This window comes from Streptomyces sp. NPDC058525 (assembly GCF_042719495.1).
In the GTDB taxonomy this organism is placed as follows: domain Bacteria; phylum Actinomycetota; class Actinomycetes; order Streptomycetales; family Streptomycetaceae; genus Streptomyces.
The window spans coordinates 27,153-43,636 of sequence record NZ_JBHXNP010000081.1 but is presented as its reverse complement, the minus strand read 5'-3'; the positions used below and the strand labels follow the sequence as shown (position 1 = coordinate 43,636).

Here is a 16,484-nt window from a genome sequence, read left to right as displayed (position 1 = left end):
TTTCGTTCTGTTCTTGCGTTTCCGACTCTATCAGACTCTTTCGGGCCCGACTTCCTCGGTGCTTTCCAGGTCCTGCGCTTTCGCGCTTTCCCTTTTCAGCGATTCCGACCCTAGCAGCGTTTTCCCGTCTCTCTGACCACTCGCCGTTTTGCCATAAGGGCATGCGGGAAGTAATCGAGTTCAAGATCGACGCTGGAAGTGGAGGAGTCCCGTCCATCCAACGTTCGCGAGAAGTTCACACGAAGCGCCGTGGCGGGAGTCACGACAGTACAGGCCCTGTGGTGCCCAAGCAAATCGATTCAGGCGTATGGTCTAGTCCACCGGTCTAGTCCACTAGTCTCCGTGCCGAAGGGCCAGTCCGGACAGGACCAACATCGGGCGAACCCGAACATCTCGTGACTTATCCTTCTGAAGAGTACGCCGTTCGCGACAGGTAGTGACGGCGACACTGAGAAGCTCCACCCCTGGGAGGCCCCCATGACCAGCGTGACGTCCCCACTTGCCGGGCGCGCCATCGGACTCGCGGCAGTGCCCGATCCGGTGTTCTCCGGCGCCATGGTGGGACCGGGCACCGCTATTGATCCCGTGCGCGAGCCCTCGGAGGCGGTGTCCCCCGTAGATGGTGTGGTCGTCTCCCTGCACCCGCACGCGTACGTCGTAGTCGACGGCGAAGGCCACGGTGTGCTCACGCACCTGGGGATCGACACCGTTCAGCTCAACGGCGAGGGCTTCGAGCTCCTCGTCAACAAGGGCGACACCGTGAGCCGCGGCCAGGCCGTCATCCGCTGGAACCCGAAGGCCGTCGAGGAAGCCGGCAAGTCGCCGGTCTGCCCCATCGTGGCACTGGAGGCGTCCGCGGAGTCCCTCTCCGATGTCGTCGAGTCCGGGGACGTGAAGGCCGAAGAGGTCCTCTTCAGCTGGAAGTGACCTTGTCCGCCTTCACAGGCGAGTCGGACATCCACCGCGGCGGCAGGGCCCGCCGCTCAATCGGAGACGGGTGAAATGGAGACAACGCTGCGAGGCGTCGGCGTGAGCCACGGTGTGGCGATCGGCGAGGTCCGGCACATGGGTACGGCGGTCCTCGAGCCGCCGGCCAAGCAGATCACCGCGGCTGAGGCGGAGCGCGAACAGGGGCGCGCCCGCAAGGCCGTGGAAGCCGTGTCGGCCGACCTGATCGCGCGCGGCCAGCTGGCCGGTGGCGAGGCTCAGCACGTGCTCGAGGCCCAGGCGATGATCGCCACGGACCCCGAGCTGATGGCGGACGTCGACCGGCGGATCGCCGTCGGCAGCACCGCCGAGCGCGGTATCTACGACGCGTTCGCCGCCTACCGCGACCTGCTCGCGGGGGCCGGCGAGTACATGGCCGGCCGGGTGGCCGACCTGGACGACGTGCGCAACCGCATCGTGGCGCGCCTGCTCGGCGTGCCGATGCCGGGTGTGCCCGACAGTGACGAGCCGTACGTGCTGATCGCTCGGGACCTCGCTCCCGCCGACACCGCTCTCCTCGACCCGGCGCTCGTCCTCGGCTTCGTCACCGAGGAAGGCGGCCCGACCAGCCACAGCGCGATCCTCGCGCGGGCCCTGGGCGTACCGGCGATCGTGGCGCTGCCCGGCGCCGGTGAGATCGCCGAGGGCACGGTCATCGCCGTCGACGGCAGCACCGGCGACCTGTTCGTCGAGCCGAGCGACGAGAAGCGGGCCGAGCTGGAGGCCGCGGCCGCCGAGCGGAAGGCGGCGCTGGCCGCTTCCTCCGGTCCGGGTGCGACCTCCGACGGTCACAAGGTGCCGCTGCTGGCGAACGTCGGCGGGCCGGCGGACGTGCCGGCTGCCGTCGAGGCCGGGGCCGAGGGTGTGGGCCTGTTCCGCACCGAGTTCCTGTTCCTGGACGACAGCAAGCGGGCTCCGTCCGAGGAGAAGCAGATCGAGTCGTACCGCAAGGTGCTCGAGGCCTTCCCCGAGGGTCGTGTCGTCGTGCGCGTGCTCGACGCCGGCGCCGACAAGCCGCTGGACTTCCTGACCCCGGCCGACGAGCCGAACCCGGCCCTGGGTGTCCGCGGTCTGCGTTCGCTGCTGGACCACCCGGACGTACTGCGCACGCAGCTGACCGCGCTGGCCAAGGCCGCCGAGGGGCTGCCGGTCTACCTCGAGGTCATGGCCCCGATGGTGGCCGACCGCACCGACGCCAAGGCGTTCGCGGACGCCTGCCGCGAGGCGGGTCTCCAGGCGAAGTTCGGCGCGATGGTGGAGATCCCGTCCGCCGCGCTGCGGGCCCGCTCGATCCTCCAGGAGGTCGAGTTCCTGTCGCTGGGTACCAATGACCTGGCGCAGTACGCCTTCGCCGCCGACCGCCAGGTCGGTGCGGTGTCGCGGCTCCAGGACCCGTGGCAGCCGGCTCTGCTCGACCTGATCGCCATGTCGGCGGAGGCCGCGAAGGCCGAGGGCAAGAGCTGTGGCGTCTGTGGCGAGGCCGCCTCCGACCCGCTGCTCGCCTGTGTGCTCACGGGTCTGGGCGTCACCTCGCTGTCGATGGGTGCCGCGTCCATTCCCTACGTGCGGGCGACGCTCGCCAAGTACACCCTCGCCCAGTGCGAGCGGGCCGCTGCCGCGGCGCGCGCGTGCGACAGCGCCGAGGAGGCCCGGGTGGCCGCCCAGGCGGTGCTGTCCGGCGAGTAGCCGGTGTATGCGATCGGGAGATCGCGGGATCGAGGGGCCTTCGCCGGTGGCGAGGGCCCCTCGGCCGTTGGTCCGGTCCTCGTCCTCCCCTCTTGCGCGGCTTCGGTTCTCAGCGGTGCGGGCCCGGGCCGTCCACCTCGTAGCCGGGGCAGTACTCGACGCCCGGTTCGGGGGCTACGGGTTCTCCGGTGTCGGCGTCCGTGCAGTACGCGTTGAACACGGCCGCGGCCGAGAGCACGGTGAGGCGGCCGCGGTCGAGCCGCCAGCCGTGGACCCGGTCCCGGTGGTCCTCGGTGGTGGTCCGCAGGACCAGCCCGCCGGATCCGCCGAGGGCGAGTCCGGCGGCGAGGACGGTGACGAAGTCGAGGCCGTCGCGGCCCTCGATCCGGGGCGGCGCCTCGGGGTCGGTGCCGGTCTCGGCGTGGAGGACGGCGACGAGTTGTTCCGCCTCGGTCGGGACGCTGCACACGAGGTGGTGCCGGCCGGGGCCGGCTCCCGCCATCAGCCGTCGGAGCGCGGCGGCGGCGCGCTCGAAGGAGGCGTGGCCGATGTCCTCGCCGCAGTCGGCGCAGGTGCCGGCTTCGGCGAGGACGACGGTGGCGTACTCCCAGGTGGCCTGGCGGACGGCCTCGTCCACGAGCAGGGGGACGAGTTCCTCGATGGGCTGGCCCGCATAGGGCAGGCCGGCGCCGTTGCCCGCGAGGTCCGCGGTGAAGCGGGTGCGGGTCTCGGCGGTGTCGGGGTCGAGGCCGTTCTCCGCGCAGAACTCGGCGTACGCCTCGGGGTCGAAGAGGGCGACCGTGGTGTGGATGCCCTGGGCCGCGAGGGAGCGGAGCAGGGCGTCCACGTGGTGGAGGTAGTCGGGGTATTCGTCGTGGTGGTCGAAGACGAAGCTGCGGTAGTCGCGCATGGCCGCGAAGTCCCCGGCGTCGGTCAGGAGCCCGACGGTGCTGGGGACCTCGCGGCGCAGCCTGCGGCGCCGATCGGTGCCGGCGGTCCGCGTGGTCGCGGCGGCGTTCGGTCCGGCCTTCGTCCTGCCGGTACCGGTGGTGTTCCCGGTGGTGTTGGTGCTGTTCCTGGTGCTGTTCCTCGGTGGCATGGCTCCCCCTGCGTGGCGCGATCACTTGCTCACTCAGAGTAATCACGGCCACTGACAGCGGGCTCAGCCGCGGGTGCGGGCCAGCTCCTCGTAGAAGTGGAGGAGGTCGAGGTTGTCGACGGAGCCCGGGTTCACGGCCTTGGCCAGGGGCGCGCCCTGGAGGAGCCGCTTGACCGGGACCTCGATGCGCTTGCCGGTGAGGGTGTGCGGGATGCCCGGGACCTCGATGACCTCGTCGGGGACGTGGCGCGGGGAGAGTTCCTCGCGGATCGTCGCCTTGATGCGGGCGCGGAGGTCGTCGTCGAGGACGGCGCCGGGGACGAGGTGGACGAAGAGCGGCATCCAGTAGCCGCCGTTCGGCTCCTCCAGGCCGATGACCAGGGATTCCTTGATCTCGGGGAGGCGCTCGACGGCCTCGTAGATGTCCGCGGAGCCCATGCGGACGCCCTGGCGGTTGAGGGTGGAGTCGGAGCGGCCGTGGATGACCACCGAGCCGTGGTCGGTGATCGTGATCCAGTCCCCGTGGCGCCAGACGCCCGGGAACATCTCGAAGTAGCTCTCGCGGTAGCGGCTGCCGTCCGGGTCGTTCCAGAAGCGGACCGGCATGGACGGCATGGGGTTGGTGACGACGAGCTCGCCGACCTCGCCGATGACGGCCTTGCCGGACGGGTCCCATGCCTGGAGGTCCGTGCCGAGGCAGGCGGCCTGGAGCTCGCCGATGTGGACGGGGAGGGTGGGGACGGCGCCGGCGAAGCAGCTGCACACATCGGTGCCGCCGCTGACGGAGGCGATCCAGAGGTCCTCGGCCACCTCGTCGTGCAGCCAGCGGAAGCCGTCGGGCGGGAGCGGGGAGCCGGTGGTCGCCACGCACTTCACGGAGGACAGGTCGAAGTCGCGCGAGGGGTGGACCTCGGCCTTGCCGCAGGCCATCACGTACGCGGCGGACGTGCCGTACAGGGTGGCCTTCGTCCGCTCGGCGATCCGCCACTGGGCGCCCGTGTCGGGGTAGCCGGGGCTGCCGTCGTAGAGGACGACGGTGGTGCCGGTGAGCAGGCCGGAGACGAGGAAGTTCCACATCATCCAGCCGGTGGAGGTGTACCAGAAGAACCGGTCCTCGGGGCCGAGGTCGCAGTGCAGGCCGAGCTGCTTCAGGTGCTCGAGGAGGATGCCGCCCTGGGACTGGACGATGGCCTTGGGCAGGCCGGTCGTACCGGAGGAGTACAGGACCCACAGGGGGTGGTCGAAGGAGACGGCCTCGAAGACCGGCTCGGTGTCGGCGGAGGTCAGGTCCGACCAGGTGAGGGTGCCCTCGGGGGCCGGGGTGCCGAGGAGCGGGATGTGGACGACGGCGCGCAGGCAGGGCAGCTCGGCGCGGAGCTCGGCGACGGTGTCGCGGCGGTCGTGCTCCTTGCCGCCGTAGCGGTAGCCGTCGACGGTGAACAGGACGACCGGTTCGACCTGCTGGAAGCGGTCGAGGACGCTGCGGGCGCCGAAGTCGGGGGCGCAGGAGGTCCAGACGCCGCCGACGGCGGCGGTGGCGAGGAGGGCGGTGACGGCCTCGGGGATGTTGGGGAGGTAGCCGCTGACCCGGTCGCCGGGCCGTACGCCGAGGGCGCGCAGCTCTGCGGCGAGGGAGCCGACCTGGCGGCGGAGGGCCGCCCAGGTGACGGGGGTGGGCTCATGGGTCTCGTCGACGTACAGCAGGGCGGGGTCGTCGGCGCGGGCCGGGTCCTCCGCGGCGCGCAGGGCGTGCTCGGCGTAGTTGAGGGTGGCTCCGGCGAACCAGCTGGCGCCGGGCATGGAGCGGTCGGCGAGCACGGACGTGTAAGGGGTGGTGAAGCGGACGTCGAACCATTCGGCGACGGCCTGCCAGAAGGTGTCGAGCTCGTCGACGGACCAGCTGTGCAGGGCGGGGTAGCCGCCGTCGGCCGGGGCGCCGAAGCGCTCGGCCGCCCAGGCCTGGAAGGCGGTGATCCGGGCCGCGGCGATCCGGTCGGGGCCGGGGGCCCAGAGGGGTTCCGGCTGCGTGGCTGAGGTCATGGGTCGGCTCCCGGTCAAGTCTGCGGCTCGCGCTTCGTGTGCGTACGGTGCCATCGCGCGGGGGGTGGGTGCGCGGCGGCTCACAGGGACGATGCCATGTGATCGACATCCGCACCAGAGTCGTCATCACCGCTCACGGGGGCGGCGGCATGTGGGCGGCCGCCAGTCGGCCGCGGTCGCACGGGGCGGGGACCGGGGTGGGGCGTGGGCGGGGCCGGGGCGGGGCGGGGGCCGGGCGCTGGTGGTCACCCATGGGTGAACGGCAGTTGAACGCAACACCTTCGCTCGGGGGCCGGTGGCAAGGTGATCTCCATGAACGGTCGTGATCTGGTGCGTGCGGTCAAGGACATCGGTACGGAGCGCGGACGGCGGGCCTGGCTCTCGGCGTGGCGCCACCGGCGGGCGGACGCGGTGGGGCTGCCGCGGCGGGGCACGGAGCGGGCCCGGGTGCCGGGGCTGCTGACGGGTACGGAGCCGCGGCCGGGCGGTGGCGTGCTGCGGTTCGCCCGCTCGGAGCTGCTGGTGCGGGTCACCGTGGGCGGGGCGGTGTTCTGGGGATGGGACGGGGCCGGGCCCGGGCCCTCGTACGCGGTGGTGGGTACGGGGCCGGAGCCGGATCCGCGGGCCGTGCTGGAGCCGGACACCGGGGGCGGCTGGCGGGTGGTGTCGGAGCGGGTGACGGTGGCGGTGTCCCGGCACGGGGCGGTGGAGGTGCGCACGCCGGGCGGGACGGTGCTGCGGCGGGAGCTGCCGCCGCGCTGGTGGGAGCCGGTGTCCGCCGAAGAGCCGGACGGGGTCGGGGACGGGGACAGGGACGGGGCCGCGGGCGGGGATGTGCCGGGGGGCGGGGCCCGGTGGTTCCTGCGGAGCGAAGTGGCTGCGGACGCACGGTTCTTCGGGCTGGGCGGGCGGGCGGCGGGGCCGCGGCTGCGGGACGGGGTGTACCGGCTGTGGAACACCGATCCGAAGGGCGGGTTCGGGTCGGGTGACGATCCGCTGTACCTGACCATGCCGGTGCAGCTGGTGGTGGCGGACGCCGGGACGCACCTGGTGTTCCACGACAACTCGTGGGACGGCCGGGTGGTGTTGCGGGAGGGCGAGGAGGGCGCCGGATCGGGGGTGGACCGGCCGGGGGTCAGCGAACTGCGCATGGAGGGCGGGCCGCTGAGGTGCTGGGTGCTGGTGGGGACGCCGGCGCGGGTGCTCCAGGGCTGGTCGGGGCTGACGGGCGCGGCGGCGGTGCCGCCGGAGTGGGCGCTGGGGTACCAGCACGCGCGGTGGGGGTTCGGGAGCGCGGAGGAGGTGCGCCGGGTGGTCGGGGGCTATGCGGAGCGCGGGTTCGCGCTGTCGGCCGTGCACCTGGACATCGACCACTACGACGGGCACCGGGTGTTCACCGTGAACCGGGAGCGGTTCCCGGATCTGCCGGGGATGGCGCGGGAGTTGGGCGAGCAGGGGGTGCGGCTGGTCTCGATCGTCGATCCGGCGGTGAAGGCGGGCGACCCCGTGCACACGGCCGGGCTCGCGGTGGGGGCGCGGGGTGCGTTCGTACGGGACGCGGAGGGTGCGGAGGTGCGGGGCGAGGTGTGGCCGGGTGAGTGCGCGTACCCGGACTTCACGGATCCGGCGGTGCGGGAGTGGTGGGGCGGGCTGTACGAGGAGCGGCTCGCGCAGGGCTTCGCCGGTTTCTGGCACGACATGAACGAGCCGGTGGCCTTCGTCCCGTTCGGCGACATGACGCTGCCGCGCTCGGCACGGCACTGCATGGACGGCGCGGGCGGGGACCACCGGGCCGGGCACAACGTGTACGCGCTGGGGATGGCGCGGGCCGGCTGGGAGGGGCTGGTCCGGCTGCGGCCCGAGGAGCGGCCGTTCCTGTTCTCCCGGTCGGGGTGGGCGGGGATGCAGAGGTACGGGGGCACGTGGTCGGGGGACGTGGAGACCAGCTGGGAGGGGCTGCGGGCCTCGCTGGCGCTGGTGCTGGGGCTGGGGCTGTGCGGGGTGCCGTACTCGGGGCCGGACGTCGGGGGCTTCGGCGGGTCCCCGTCACCGGAGCTGTACCTGCGGTGGCTGCAACTGGGGGCCTATCTGCCGCTGTTCCGGACGCACTCGGCGATCTGGGCGGGGCGGCGGGAGCCGTGGGAGTTCGGGGCCGAGGTGGAGGCGCACGCGCGGGAGGTGATGGCGGAGCGGGAGCGGCTGCGGCCGTACTTCGTGACGCTGGCGCACCTGGCGCGGCGGACCGGGGCGCCGTACGTACGGCCGGTGTGGTGGGGGACGCCGGAGGAGCGGCGGCTGCGGGACTGCGAGGACGCGTTCCTGCTGGGCGACGCGCTGCTGGTCGCGCCGGTGCTGGAGTGCGGGGCGGACCGGCGGGCGGTGCGGCTGCCGCGGGGGCGGTGGTACGACACCGCCACGGGCGAGGCGTACGAGGGGCCGGGGCAGATCCTGCTGGACGCTCCGGCGGGGCGGATCCCGGTGCTGGCGCGGGCGGGGGCGGTGATTCCGGTGCGGGACGCCGGCTTCGCCTCCGGCTCGGGCTCTGGATTCGGCTCGGGCTCGGGCTCGGGCTCGGGCTCTGGCTCGGGCTCGGGCTCGGGCTCTGGCTCCGGTGGGGGTGTGCGGTTGGAGGTCTGGGCGCCGGCGCGGGGGCGTACGGGCGGCGGGGTGGTGATCCGGGACCCGGGGGCGGGGTTCGAGGCGGGGACGGTCGAGCGGTACACCTCGCGGTGGGCCGGGGATGAGGTTGTGGTGGCGGATGAGGCGGGGGATGTGGTGGGGGGTGTGGTGGTTCGGGGGGTTTAGGCGGGTGGGTGGGCGCGGCTACAAGATCGGGGCTCCGCCCCGGGCCCCGCGCCTCAAACGCCGGCGGGGCTGGAATGCCGGTCGGCGGCTGCAGAGGTGGCCCGGCTGAGTGGGCCCGTGCGGCTTCAGGAACGGGGCTCCGCCCCCGGCCCCGCGCCTCAAACTCCCCCAGCTACCGCTGGGAGGGGCCCCCAGGCGAGGCTGGAATGCCGGTCGGCGGCTGCGAGGGTGGCCCGGCCGGGTGGGCCCGTGCGGCTACAAGAACGGGGCTCCGCCCCGGGCCCCGCGCCTCAAACGCCGGCGGGGCTGGATTTGCCAGTCGGCGGCTGCGAGGGTGGCCCGGCCGGGTGAGCCCGTGCGGCTTCAAGAACGGGGCTCCGCGCCTCGAGCGCCGGCGGGGCTGGAAATTGCCGGTGCTGGAGTTCTGTGACTGAGGGCAGTGATTCTGGATCAGGTGTAGCGGCCCGTGAACCAGGTGTTGGCTGCCTGGGTGTGGAGGGGGAAGGCCAGGTCCGTGGGGGTGTGGAGGATGTGCCAGCCCGTGGTTTCGTTCGTCGGGGCCGAGGCGGGGAGGGTGGCGGCCTGGCGGGTGGGGAGGAGGCCGAAGAGGAGGAGGTGGCCGCCCGGGGAGCTCAGGGCGTCGGCCAGGGTGACCTCCGATGCGGGGGCGGTGATGCCGGTCTCCTCGCGGAGTTCGCGGACGACCGCCTCGCGCCAGTCCTCGCCGAAGTCGATGAAGCCGCCGGGCAGGGCGGTGCCGCCGAGCGCCGGTTCGATGGTGCGGGTGATGACCACGAGGCCGGTGCCGTCCACGTCCTCGACCGGGAGGAGGGCGACGGCCACCGGGAGCGGGTTGCGGTAGGCGATCGCCCCGCAGGCGGCGCAGGTGCGGGGCCAGGTGCGGGCGGAGTAGGGGGCTCCGCAGGTGGAGCAGTGCGAGTCCCTCAGCTGTGCCGACATGCCGCGATGGTATGGCAAGGAGTGGGCAAAGGCAGCTTGGGTAGGGGGTGTTGGGCGGTGGGGTGGGTGTCGGCTCCGGTTGGGCGTGGGTACCGTGCCGGCATGACTTTCCGTTCGTACGAGGAGTTCTGGCCGTACTACGTCGCCATGCACTCCCGCGCCGCCACCCGCTGGGTCCATCTCGCCGGGACGCTCACCGGTCTGGCCGTCACCGCCTACGGGGTGGCGCGCGGCCGGAAGCGGTACCTCGCCGCGCTGCCGCTGATCGGGTACGGGACCGCGTGGCCGGCGCACTTCCTCATCGAGGGGAACAACCCGGCCACCTTCGGCCATCCCGCCTGGTCCCTGCGCGGGGACGCGCAGATGATCCGGATGATGCTGGCCGGGCGGGACGCCGAGCTGGCCGAGATCGCCGGGAAGTGGCTCGCCGAGAACCGGTGACCCGGCCGCCCACCCGTGACACACTCCTGACGATGCGTCAGGTTTCTGCATGGGAGGGGTCTTGGCACTCACACGTACACCCGTCGTGAGCGGGTGGTTCACCGAATCCGCCGCGGACGGCGGCTTCCGGCTGCTCGGCACCCGGTGCTCGGCGTGCACCGCGGTGTTCTTCCCGCGCGAGGACGCGTACTGCCGCAATCCGCGGTGCCCGGGCGGCGGGGAGCTCGCCGAGGCGCCGCTGTCCCCGCGCGGGCGGGTCTGGTCCTACACCGACGGGCGCTACCGCCCGCCCGCGCCGTACGTGTCCGACCCGGCCGAGCCCTGGGAGCCGTACACCCTGGTCGCGGTGGAGCTGGAGGCCGAGGGGATGGTGGTGCTCGGGCAGGCGGTGCCGGGCGTGGGGGTGGGCGACCTCGCGGTCGGGATGGAGGTCGAGGTGGTGGGCGGCGTGCTGAACGAGGACGCGGACACCGAAACCGCCTGGACCACCTGGCAGTTCAAGCCGGTGGGAGGGAACGCGTGAGTGCCGACATCGCCGTCCTCGGGGCCGGGATGCACCCGTGGGGCAAGTGGGGCCGCAGCTTCGTCGAGTACGGGCGGGCCGCCGCCCGGGCCGCGCTGGCGGACGCCGGGCTGGACTGGACGGACGTGGGGTCGATCGTCGGCGCCGACACCGTGCGCTCCGGATACCCCGGCTACGTGGCCGGTGCCACCTTCGCCCGGGCCCTCGGCTGGCAGGGAGCGCGGGTGACCAGCGTGTACGCGGCCTGCGCGTCCGGCGCTCAGGCGATCGGCACGGCCCGGGCGCAGATCCTGGCCGGGCTGGCCGACGTGGTGCTCGTGGTGGGCGCGGACGCCGCGCCCAAGGGGTTCTTCGCCCCGGCGGGAGGGGACCGGCCCGACGATCCGGACTGGCTGCGCTTCCGCGTGCTGGGCGCCACGAACCCGGCGTACTTCGCCCTGTACGCGCGCCGCCGGATGGCCGTGTACGGGGACACCCCGGAGGACTTCGCCCAGGTCAAGGTGAAGAACGCGGCGGCCGGGACGCTCAACCCGAACGCCCGCTACCGCAAGGCCGTCTCCGCCGAGGAGGTGGCCGCCTCGGCGGTCGTCGCCGATCCGCTCCGGCTGCTCGACATCTGCGCCACCTCCGACGGGGGCGCGGCCCTGGTGCTCACCAGCATGGACTTCGCGCGCTCGCGCGGGATCACCGACCCGGTGCGGATCCGGGCGGTCTCGACGGTGACCCCCACCTATCCGCGGACGGTGCTGGACCTGCCGGACATCGCCACCGATTCGGCGGTGGCCGTGCGGCCCGCGGCCGGCTCCTTCCGCGCTTCGATCGCGCGGGCCGCGTACGAGGAGGCGGGGCTCGGTCCGGACGACCTCTCGCTCGCCGAGGTGTACGACCTGTCCACCGCCCTGGAGCTGGAGTGGTACGAGGACATCGGGCTCTGCGCGGAGGGCGAGGGCGCGAAGCTCGTGCGGGAGGGGGCGACGGCGCTCGGCGGGCGGATCCCCGTCAACGCGAGCGGCGGGCTGGCCTCGTTCGGGGAGGCGGTGCCGGCGCAGGCCATCGCCCAGGTGTGCGAGCTGACCTGGCAGCTGCGCGGTACGGCCGGGGAGCGGCAGGTGCCGGGGGCACGGGCCGGGATCACCGCGAACCAGGGGCTGTTCGGCCACGGATCGGCCGTGGCCGCGGTGCGCTGATCGGCCCGCGGAAGGCGGGTGTTGCCGGAACGCTTGACGGCCCCCGGTGGCGGGTTCACACTCGCTCCACAGTCCCGTGCGGCGCCCGGGTCTCCGGATCCCCCCATGAGAGCTGCGGCCCGTACCCCAGTCGGCGGGGGTACGGGCCGCCTCGCTGTCAGGACCCCGCTGTCAGGCTCCGGCGCCGTGCCCGGGCCAGGGACATCGCGTGCTCGACGACACCGACGAGTACGTCCTTCACGGACTCCCGGTCCCGCGCGTCGCACAGCAGCACCGGCACCCCGGGATCGAGGTCGAGTGCCTCCCGTACGGTCACCACGGGGTGCCGGTCCGCGCCGTCGAAGCAGTTGACCGCGACGACGAACGGGATCTCGCGGCGTTCGAAGTAGTCGACGGCCGCGAAGCAGTCGGCGAGGCGGCGGGTGTCCGCGAGGACCACCGCGCCGAGCGAGCCCTGGGCCAGCTCGTCCCACAGGAACCAGAACCGGTCCTGGCCGGGGGTGCCAAACAGGTACAGGACCAGGTCCTCGCGCAGCGTGATGCGCCCGAAGTCCATGGCCACGGTCGTGGTGCTCTTCCCCTCCACTCCCCCGGTGTCGTCGATGCCGACGCCGGGCTCCGAGAGCAGTTCCTCGGTCCGCAGGGGTTTGATCTCGCTTACCGCACTGACGAGGGTGGTCTTGCCCACCCCGAAGCCGCCCGCGACCAGGATCTTCAGGGTCAGCGGCTCGACCGGTGACACGGCATGCATGGCACCGGTGCGGCTAGAGCGCCCGAAGGCCATCGATCACCTCACGCAGAATGGATTCGTCGGGCAGTTCGGCCGGTGGTACCGGCCGGGTCACGTGGACCAGTTGGTCGTCGGCCAGGTCCCCGATCAGGACGCGCACGACGCCGACGGCGAGGTCCAGGTCCGCCGCGAGTTCGGCGACCGACTGCGGCCGGTCGCGGCACATGCCCAGGATGTGGGCGTGCTCGGGCGACAGGGTCATGTCCCAGACCGGGTCGTCGGCGGCCGGTTCGGCGACCACGAGCGCGATCAGGTCCAGCCGGTGCTGACCCGCGTGGCTGGTCCGGCCGCGGGTCATCGCGTACGGGCGCACGACCGGACCCGCGTCGTCGTCGAACCAGTGCGCGTGGTCGGTGGTCGGGTCGGGCTCCCCGGCCGGGTTGCGGGCGGGATGGTCCTGGCCTGGATCGCTCATGCCGTACGTCTCACCCTCCGGCTGGCAGCCCGGTGCGCGGGGCGGTGGCCAGGTGGTCGCCCACCCGCTTGACCATCAGGGTCATCTCGTACGCGACCTGGCCGACGTCGGATTCGGCGTCGGCGAGCACGGCCAGGCAGCTGCCGTCGCCGGCGGCCATCACGAACAGGAAGGCCTCGTCGAGCTCGACGACGGTCTGGCGGACCCGGCCGGAATCGAAGTGCCGGCCGACTCCCTTGGCGAGGCTGTGGAAGCCGGAGGCGACCGCCGCCAGGTGCTCGCTGTCCTCGCGGGTCAGGTCCTTGGAGCTGCCGGTGGGCAGGCCGTCGCCCGAGAGGACCACGGCCTTGCGGATGGAGCCGACCTTGTCGACGAGCTCGTCGAGGAGCCAGTTGAGCGGGCCGGAGCCGCGGCCCCTGGTGTCGTTGCCGGTCTGCGGTGCGGTCATCGACCGTCCCCTTCGTTCTCGTTCGCGGGACCGGTGGCGGCGGGGGTGCCTGCCCCGGTCTCGGACTGCTGCTGGGCGTGCTGGTTGCGGCCCGCCGTCCAGCCGCGCTGGAGTGCGGACATGCGCGCGCGGACGTCCTCCGCGTCGCGGTCCCGAAGGGGGGCGGTGGCGGCGTTGTCGGGGGCGGCGGCCGCGTTGTTCTTGAGCTGCGGTGCGAGGCTGGCCTGGCGGACCCGGCGGGGCAGCGCGGACCCGGCCGGCGCCTCTCCCGAGGCGGGCGCGGGCGCGGCGGCGGGCGAGGGTGCGCGGGCGGGGCCGGGCTGCGGCACGACGGACACCGGGCGGGGCTCGACGCGGCGGCCGTGCTCGGCGACCAGGGTCGGAGCGGGGCGGCGGCGCGGCAGCGGTACGGCTCCCGGCGAGCGGGGGCCGTCGGAACGGGGGGCCTCCACCCGCTGGGTGTCGAGCCGGACCGGGCCGGTGGGCCGGTCCCTGTCGCGGTGGCGCTCGGTGTGCGGCTTGTCCGCCGGGCGCAGGCCCAGCAGGGCGCTGCGCGGGGTGCCGTTGGGCGGGGTCTCGTCGTCGAGCGTGGCCATGACGGGCCGGGCGCCGACGCCGTCCAGGACGGCCGGGTCCTCGTCGAGGCCGTCCACCGCGTCCAGGCCGAGGACGTCGATCGGGGGCTCCAGCTCGACGGGGCCGCGCAGTTCGGCGACGGGCAGCGAGCGGCCGGAGCCGGCGGGGGCCGCCCGCTCGACGGCGGTCGCGGACCGGGCGGAGGGGATCGAGGCGGTCCGCCCGCCGGCCCTGGACGCCGGGCCGTCGTCCAGCCGGATGCCGGTGCCGCTGGTCTCGGGGGCCTCGGTCAGCAGGGCCACCGGGATGAAGACGACCGCGGTGGTGCCTCCGTACGGGCTGGGCTGGAGGACGACCTTGACGCTGTGGCGCTGCGCGAGGCGGCTGACGACGAACAGGCCGAGGCGGTCGGTGTCGGAGAGTTCGAACTCGGGGGTCTCGGCGAGGCGGAGGTTCGCGTCGAGGAGCGCCTCGGGGTTCATGCCGAGGCCGCGGTCGTGGATCTCCAGGGTGAAGCCGTTGGCGACGCGTTCGCCGTGCACCTGGACCGCGGTGTGCGGCGGCGAGAACACGGTGGCGTTCTCGAGGAGTTCGGCGACGAGGTGGGTGATGTCGGCGACGGCGGGGCCGGCGATGCCCAGGCGCGGCAGCCGGCGCACCTCGATGCGCTCGTAGTCCTCGACCTCGGCGACGGCGGCCCGTACGACGTCCATCAGCTGGACGGGCTTGCGCCACTGGCGGGAGGGGGCGGCGCCGGAGAGGATCACCAGGCCTTCGGCGTGGCGGCGCATGCGGGTGGTCATGTGGTCGAGGCGGAAGAGGTCGGCGAGCTCCTCGGTGTCCTCGGTGCGGCGCTCCATGGTGTCGAGGAGGGTCAACTGGCGGTGCAGGAGCACCTGGTTGCGGCGGGCCAGGTTGACGAAGACCTCGGAGACGCCGCGGCGGAGTTCGGCCTGCTTCACGGCGGCTTCGACGGCGGCGCGCTGGAGGGTGTTGAGGGCCAGGCCGACCTGGCCGACCTCGTCCTTCTCGTACTCCAGGCGGGGCGCCTCGGTCTCCACGTCCACGTGCTCGCCCGCGGCGAGGCGGCGCATCACGCTCGGGAGGCGGACGCCGGAGACCTCGTGGGCCTCCTTGCGGAGCCGGGAGAGGTCGCGGATCAGGTCGCGGCCGATGCGCACGGAGAGGATCAGGGAGACGACGAGGGCGATGAAGCCGAGGACGCCGGCGACGGCGGCCTGGACCAGCACCTCCATGGCGACGGGCTCGACGCGCTTCTGGTAGCGGTCGCCGGCGTCGGTGCCCATGACGGCGAGCTCGTCGAGGACCTTGCCCGCGGCCTCGTCCCACTGGGCGGCGGTGACGCGGGGGTTCTTGCCCGGGCCGCCTCCGAGGAACCGTTCCTCCGCGTCGCGCAGCACCTTGCTGTCGGGGCCGCCCCAGTACTGCTCGAAGCGCTGGCGGTCGGCGTCCGGGAGGATCGCCAGGTTGAACTCGTACAGCAGTCCGCGGTTGGCCACGAAGTCGGAGACGTGCCGGATGTCGGCGGCGCTGACGTTGCGGGCGGCGAGGGCGGAGGCGACGACGGCGTCCTCGCGGGAGAGGGTCTCCCGGGCGCGGGTGATGCCGACGAGGGCGCGGCCCTGCTTGTCCATCTCGACGTTCTCCAGCGCGTGGAGGTTCATGAGGAACTCGTAGCAGGGGTCGATCAGCCGGCTGTACAGGTCCAGTGCCTGGCTGGGGTCGAGGGTGTTCTGGTCGACCGAGCGGCGCAGGGCGCTGATGCCGTGGAACGCGCCGAGGATGGAGCGCAGGCGCTGGGCGTTCTCGGGGCTCAGCTGCTCGACGACCTCGGGGTCGCGGGCGTTCGCGCTGATCTGCTCGACGGCTTCGTCGGTGGCGGCGCGGCGCTTGGCGAGTTCGGCGGTGGCCGCGGAGGCGCGGGGGTCGCCGACGACGACGAGGGTCTGGCGGCGTTCCTTCTGGATGACGCGGACGACGTCCTCGATCGGGTAGCCGACCTTGTCGATGACGTAGGCGACGTCGAGGAGTTGGACCGCCTCCCGCCCCGTGATGACCGTCGCGAAGGACCACAGCGCGGTCAGGGATACGAGCGGCACAAGGAGCAACGCGACGATCTTCCGGCGGATGGACTTTCCGCGAAAGCGCATGGCCTCCCCAGCCTCCCCCAGCTCATCCCCGATGTCGGGGGGTCGGTGTTCCGTCGGTCTTCCGTCGTTTAAACCGGCGTGAGCCTACTACTGCCGCGCAGCGGGTTCGAAGGCGTGTCCGGACGTTTTCGGCCGGGCCTCTGGACGAAGATCACGAGTTGTCCGATAATTCCGGTCAGGAGCAGCCCGATATGTGGCACATGACACTTGGTGGGGCGTCAGTTCCCGTACTGGGATGGATGGCTGGAAGTATTCGTTCCGCGATCACGGGGGCGGGTGGACCGTTCCGCGATGCGGGAATCTCCGGACGGCGCCGTACGTCTTCTCTTCAGGGGGACGCGTCGGGGTAGACGTGT

General features: G+C 73.1%; 13 protein-coding genes. 6 read left to right on the top strand and 7 right to left on the bottom strand.

Annotated features, from left to right (window positions below):
* The first annotated feature begins 477 nt into the window (after positions 1-477).
* Both ACFWP3_RS30395 and ptsP read left to right on the top strand, forming a co-directional pair.
* The gene (locus ACFWP3_RS30395) at positions 478-927 is read left to right on the top strand and encodes a PTS glucose transporter subunit IIA (protein ID WP_362310161.1); all 450 of its coding nucleotides are present in this window, start codon (positions 478-480) and stop codon (positions 925-927) included.
* A gap of 75 nt (positions 928-1,002) precedes the next feature.
* A complete protein-coding gene (gene ptsP / locus ACFWP3_RS30390; protein WP_384227348.1) occupies positions 1,003-2,673 on the top strand; it encodes a phosphoenolpyruvate--protein phosphotransferase in 1,671 nt (556 codons plus the stop codon).
* Between the two features lie 109 nt (positions 2,674-2,782).
* Here the strand turns inward: ptsP and ACFWP3_RS30385 are convergent, their stop codons facing one another.
* Both ACFWP3_RS30385 and ACFWP3_RS30380 read right to left on the bottom strand, forming a co-directional pair.
* Positions 2,783-3,772: a hypothetical protein gene (locus ACFWP3_RS30385; RefSeq protein WP_384227346.1), complete on the bottom strand. Its 990-nt coding sequence runs from the start codon at positions 3,770-3,772 to the stop codon at positions 2,783-2,785.
* Positions 3,773-3,835: 63 nt separating this feature from the next.
* Positions 3,836-5,812 (bottom strand): acetoacetate--CoA ligase, encoded by a 1,977-nt coding sequence (locus tag ACFWP3_RS30380; RefSeq protein WP_384227343.1) that lies wholly within the window; start codon positions 5,810-5,812, stop codon positions 3,836-3,838.
* 312 nt (positions 5,813-6,124) lie between these two features.
* On the opposite strand from ACFWP3_RS30380, the gene ACFWP3_RS30375 reads away from it, so the two are divergent.
* A complete protein-coding gene (locus ACFWP3_RS30375) occupies positions 6,125-8,617 on the top strand; it encodes a glycoside hydrolase family 31 protein (RefSeq protein WP_384227341.1) in 2,493 nt (830 codons plus the stop codon).
* A gap of 450 nt (positions 8,618-9,067) precedes the next feature.
* Here ACFWP3_RS30375 and ACFWP3_RS30370 read toward each other — a convergent pair whose 3' ends face one another.
* Positions 9,068-9,577: an NUDIX domain-containing protein gene (locus ACFWP3_RS30370; protein WP_384227339.1), complete on the bottom strand. Its 510-nt coding sequence runs from the start codon at positions 9,575-9,577 to the stop codon at positions 9,068-9,070.
* A 102-nt stretch (positions 9,578-9,679) separates the two neighbouring features.
* Between ACFWP3_RS30370 and ACFWP3_RS30365 the strand changes: the two genes are divergently transcribed.
* The 3 genes from ACFWP3_RS30365 (at position 9,680) to ACFWP3_RS30355 (ending at position 11,728) form a co-directional block, all read left to right on the top strand.
* Positions 9,680-10,018, top strand: coding sequence for an Mpo1-like protein (locus ACFWP3_RS30365; protein WP_384227337.1), 339 nt, complete (start codon positions 9,680-9,682; stop codon positions 10,016-10,018).
* 61 nt (positions 10,019-10,079) lie between these two features.
* Positions 10,080-10,541, top strand: coding sequence for a Zn-ribbon domain-containing OB-fold protein (locus ACFWP3_RS30360; RefSeq protein WP_384227335.1), 462 nt, complete (start codon positions 10,080-10,082; stop codon positions 10,539-10,541).
* Entirely contained in the window at positions 10,538-11,728 is a 1,191-nt protein-coding gene (locus tag ACFWP3_RS30355) for a lipid-transfer protein (protein WP_384227333.1), read from the top strand. The genes ACFWP3_RS30360 and ACFWP3_RS30355 overlap by 4 nt, the downstream gene beginning before the upstream one ends.
* 157 nt (positions 11,729-11,885) lie before the next feature.
* Here the strand turns inward: ACFWP3_RS30355 and ACFWP3_RS30350 are convergent, their stop codons facing one another.
* Genes ACFWP3_RS30350 through ACFWP3_RS30335 form a run of 4 tightly spaced genes read right to left on the bottom strand, consistent with a single transcriptional unit; the run spans position 11,886 to position 16,128 of the window.
* Positions 11,886-12,512: an ATP/GTP-binding protein gene (locus ACFWP3_RS30350; RefSeq protein WP_384227331.1), complete on the bottom strand. Its 627-nt coding sequence runs from the start codon at positions 12,510-12,512 to the stop codon at positions 11,886-11,888.
* Positions 12,493-12,933 (bottom strand): DUF742 domain-containing protein, encoded by a 441-nt coding sequence (locus ACFWP3_RS30345; RefSeq protein ID WP_384227330.1) that lies wholly within the window; start codon positions 12,931-12,933, stop codon positions 12,493-12,495. The genes ACFWP3_RS30350 and ACFWP3_RS30345 overlap by 20 nt, the downstream gene beginning before the upstream one ends.
* A 10-nt stretch (positions 12,934-12,943) precedes the next feature.
* Complete coding sequence (locus ACFWP3_RS30340; RefSeq protein WP_384227328.1) at positions 12,944-13,381, bottom strand: roadblock/LC7 domain-containing protein; 438 nt, start codon at positions 13,379-13,381, stop codon at positions 12,944-12,946.
* Positions 13,378-16,128 (bottom strand): nitrate- and nitrite sensing domain-containing protein, encoded by a 2,751-nt coding sequence (locus tag ACFWP3_RS30335; RefSeq protein ID WP_384227327.1) that lies wholly within the window; start codon positions 16,126-16,128, stop codon positions 13,378-13,380. The genes ACFWP3_RS30340 and ACFWP3_RS30335 overlap by 4 nt, the downstream gene beginning before the upstream one ends.
* Positions 16,129-16,484 lie beyond the last annotated feature (356 nt).